Raw genomic sequence first — 4291 nt, 5'->3', positions numbered from 1 at the left:
CCTGTCTGAAAATCAATAAATTCATTGCCAAAATCTAGTGCCGCTACGCGGAAGTCAAAAGTCAAAAGTTAAAAGTTAAAAGTTAAAATTATTGATTGGTAAGGCTTTTAGGATTTTGTAACTGGTTAGTTATTTCTGCCATCCTGCACCAGAATGAAATGACCCTGGTAAACCCCTGAGCTAGCACTGCTATATCTCATCAGATATTTATTACACTGCTGAAAATTTTCTATTTGGAGAATATTATCTATGTTTAATTCAAAAAAATGGCATTTCGGAACATCTTTATTATTAAGTTTAGGTATGACATTAGCCACAGCAACACCTCTAATTTCAAATCCTGCTATGGCTCAATTTTATCGGCGAAGAACGTTTCTTGGGAACCAACAAAGACAACTTCCTAATAACCAACGAAGACCGTTTTCTGTAGCACGAATACCAGCAGGGACACTTATACCTGTCGAATATGAGGAAGCAGAAAAAGTAGTCCTAAGTCCAGATGAATCTATGAGATTAAGGCTAACAGTAGCACAAGATATTCGAGATGTTCAAGGAAGAGTAATTATACCCTTTGGCAGTTTAATAGAAGGTCAACTACAACCTGTTTCAGATGGTACTCAATTTTTGGCCGAACAGTTAATTATCCGCGGTCGCAGAAGGTTTCGTTTTGACGCTATTTCTAGGGTAGTTACCGATACTGAAAAAATCACAAAGGGTGCTGATGCTGGAGATATTTTGAAGGGTGCCGCTGTCGGTGGTGCTGCTGCTACTTTACTATCTGGTATTACTGGGGATAAAGTAATTGCTACAGAAAGAGTATTAGCTGGTGCTGGGTTGGGTGCTTTAGCTGGAGTATTATTGGGTCGGGAAAAAGCGGAGGTAGTCGTGATTTATCCAGAGGAAGATTTAGACTTGAGATTACGGTCTGATTTTGCATTGCGTTAATTTACATACAGAATCAAAATGCCATGGCTGATAGTTATACTAGATTCAATGTGCGTTAGCCTTATGCAACTCGATTGATATTAAATCCAGATAATTAGTGATGAAAAAGCCGATCCTATCTATGCAGATCACATCTCCCTATTTTCCCTACTCCCTTATCGGGACTTTATACAAAATTGATAAATATTTGCTACAATAGGGTATTTATTCGGAGTCAACCCACCCCTCGCCCCTCCCCCTCCCAGGAGAGGAAGTCAGAACTCAGGTAGGGAAGCCGTCGGATTGGCGAGGTACAGAATTAATGGCTTCAATACCAATTTTTAGGTCATAAATTCTCTTTTTCTTTTGGTGCGCGTTCCCTCTCTTGGTCAGCATTCCCTTGCGTCTCACGCCGACGCGGGTTCTGACCGCTCTGTTGGTGGATTGGATATGGCGAGGAGACCCGAAGAGTGACAGAGCCGCTGCCTCTTTCCTCCTCCAGAGGAGCTTTCCTATGGTCATGCTGCGCAAACGCTAACGCTTTACATGTTGGGGAGCAAAACGCCATCCCACCCTACGGGAAGCTCCGAAGATCGACCGCTTGCAACTGGTGTCGTCCCGGGGTTCCACCCCTTTGTCAAAGGGACATTTCCTGTACTTGTCTTTTAATCACACTTATTATTCGTAACATTCTTTTTTCAAATTTGTATTAGTCAAAAACACCTAAAAAATAGGCTCAAAAGCTTACATAGCAAGACTTTAATGTCAAATACGCTTGTTCCTTGATATATTGGGGAATGCTACGCAAAGAGCCATTCTCCCACTAATTTTAACTTCTGATTTTCAATCCGAATGCTGCGCAAACACACTTCTGATTTCTGACTCCTTGAATATTCACCTTGTTTTCAAGATTGGTGAGTATTAACTACCATGAATAACTTTATCTATCAGGTACTAAAGTAGATCGTCTAACTGTTCAAAACTTTTAGCTTTCAATTGATTCAAAGCAGATTTAGCTGCAGCTTGTTCCGCAGCTTTAATTGATGGTCCCTTACCCATGCCAAGTTTCTTGCCTTTAAACCAAACTTCTGCAAAGAAACGTCCGCGATCGCCATGAATCTTATTTGTTTCCTCAACTTGATAATTTGGCAGTGTTTTGTAATGACCTTGAGTCCATTCTTGGAGAGCTGCTTTATAATTTTGCCTAGCTGGGTCACTGCGAATTTCTGCGATCAAGATTTCAAAGTGAGAGTCTAACCAGGGGCGAATTAATTCTAAGCTATTGGTGCTTAAATAAAGAGCAGCTAAAACAGCTTCAAAAGAATCTGCTATTCGTGATTCTTCTCCAGCTCGATCTCCTGCTGCACTTTTAGATACTAGTAAATAACGACTCCACCCATATTTATTTGCAATTTGTGCTAGAGAGCGATCGCTCACCAAAATAGAACGAATGGCGGCAAATTCTCCTACTGGATAATTTGAATACTTTTCAAATAGTAACTCTGCCGCAACCAGTCGAACTACTGCATCACCTACAAATTCTAACTGTTCATAGTTATGTATTGAGGAAACTGTAGAATGGGTTAAAGCCAAATCTAGTAAATTCCATTTTATTGCTGCTTGTTGAGGTATAGATAACTTTTCTATTAGAGATTGAAGTTGCTTTTGGCGAGGATGATATATTTGAGTCATTGTTTGGATGGTTTTGGTCTCTCCCAATTTATTTGTTTACTTTTAGGGTTAAGGAATAGCAAAAAATAAATTATCCAATTTTTGGACTCTCCCTATTCCCTACTTCCTGCTTCCTACTTTGCTAATTTTAGTGCAATGGAATATTTGTTTACTATTAGAGTTACATTATAATTATTACATACAGAAAGATCTAGGGTCTAAATTATCAACGCCCAAAAAACTTACCAAGGATTACCAATTAATGTAAAAGCTGACCAATAATAAGGATGGGAAAAAATTTCATTACCAAACTCTGACAATTCTAGGGGTGGTTGTAACTGCTTCATAAAAACGATATAAAATGTCATAATGCGACATTTTACTGTTTACTTCCTGCTTTCCTACGGAATGCTATGCAAACAACTGAGGCCGTCGGCGGTTACTCATCCACAAGCATTCACGGGTCTTGCCCGACCGCATCTCTCAAATTTATACTGGCGTTTAAATCTCTATCTATTTACAAGCCACAGTCAGGACAGTTATAAGTTCTCAGGCTTAGTGGCATATCCTGAACATGACCGCACCTACTGCAAGTTTTTGATGATGGGAAAAATCTATCAACAACTACTAGCTCAGAGCCGTACCACTGAGTTTTATATTCAAGCTGTCGCCTGAACTCATAAAATCACTATCTGCTAACTGATTTCGCCAGCTTATGGTTGGCTAGCATACCGCTAACATTCAAATTTTCAATGACAACAGTACCGTGGTTCTTGGCTAAGTATGTTGTCAATTTATGAAGTGAGTCAAGACGGATGTTTGCTAATTTTCTATGCAGTCTAGCTATCTTCAGTTGTGCCTTTTTCCAGTTAGCTGAACCAATTGTTTTATTACGGTTCCGATATTGTAGTTGAGATAGTTTGCCTTCACATTATTTAGGCTTATAACTGTATTAATTAACTGTGCCTTATCTGCATCAGTAACACTATAAAATTCTGGTTTTTTGCCTAGGGTTATTAATATTAGCTGCATTTGCTCTGCTCGTGACCAAATCCAAATATAGCAATGTGCGCTCAGGTATTTACAATGTCCAGCTCAAAGTGCATTAAGCGAACAGGTGTACAAAAAATAATGTGTAAATATGCCAGCGCACATTGCTATAACAGCAGGTTTTGTACCAGTTTGTTGAGATATATTTGAAAGAGTTTCAGCGATACCTTCAGCCGTTACTGAAAAGTCAGCTAGATTTTCATCAAAGTAATTTTCATAGTCTCTTTCCCAATGCTACTCAACTTGATTTACTGCTTCAATAAAGTCTTTCTCTTCTAAAAATCTATCCCAGTCATCTTCTTTTACAGCGATCGCTGATTGTTTTACCAGGAGAATTTTTAAGATAATGGTACTAAAAAAAATCAAGATAAATAATAAACAAAAAATAATTATTTTTTTCCATTTCTGATGATACATAGTTTTACTCCACAGGTTAGTATAGAAATCCTAAATGATACTAGAGAAAGCTTGATATTTACTCAAATTGGGCACACTAAATAACCTATACTTAATAGACTTGTCGCTTTATAACTTCAAAAACCCCCAAAAACCTTGTTATATAAGGATTGTAGCTATTGGTGGCTAAAAAGGCCTTGAAATTATTGCTCTGTCTAGGTTGGAGCGATTTTTTCCCTCTATTTAGCGA

4 protein-coding genes and 1 pseudogene are annotated in these 4291 nt (G+C 38.4%); 1 reads left to right on the top strand and 4 read right to left on the bottom strand.

Features of this window, described 5'->3' with window-relative positions; translation table 11 throughout:
• The first annotated feature begins 249 nt into the window (after positions 1–249).
• Positions 250–945, top strand: coding sequence for a hypothetical protein (locus tag F6K13_RS20755; RefSeq protein ID WP_124143478.1), 696 nt, complete (start codon positions 250–252; stop codon positions 943–945).
• A 933-nt stretch (positions 946–1878) separates the two neighbouring features.
• Here F6K13_RS20755 and rnc read toward each other — a convergent pair.
• From rnc to F6K13_RS20735, 4 genes and pseudogenes are all read right to left on the bottom strand, one after another.
• Entirely contained in the window at positions 1879–2616 is a 738-nt protein-coding gene (gene rnc / locus F6K13_RS20750) for a ribonuclease III (protein WP_124143477.1), read from the bottom strand.
• Between the two features lie 221 nt (positions 2617–2837).
• A complete protein-coding gene (locus F6K13_RS20745; protein ID WP_275670287.1) occupies positions 2838–2963 on the bottom strand; it encodes a hypothetical protein in 126 nt (41 codons plus the stop codon).
• Between the two features lie 149 nt (positions 2964–3112).
• A pseudogene (locus tag F6K13_RS20740) lies at positions 3113–3517 on the bottom strand (RNA-guided endonuclease InsQ/TnpB family protein); the annotation flags it as partial.
• Positions 3518–3879: 362 nt separating this feature from the next.
• Complete coding sequence (locus tag F6K13_RS20735; protein WP_124143476.1) at positions 3880–4062, bottom strand: hypothetical protein; 183 nt, start codon at positions 4060–4062, stop codon at positions 3880–3882.
• Between the last annotated feature and the right edge of the window lie 229 nt (positions 4063–4291).

Source organism: Okeania sp. SIO2B9 (assembly GCF_010672505.1).
GTDB classification, from domain to species: domain Bacteria; phylum Cyanobacteriota; class Cyanobacteriia; order Cyanobacteriales; family Microcoleaceae; genus Okeania; species Okeania hirsuta.
This window is presented reverse-complemented; position numbering and strand designations above follow the sequence as displayed.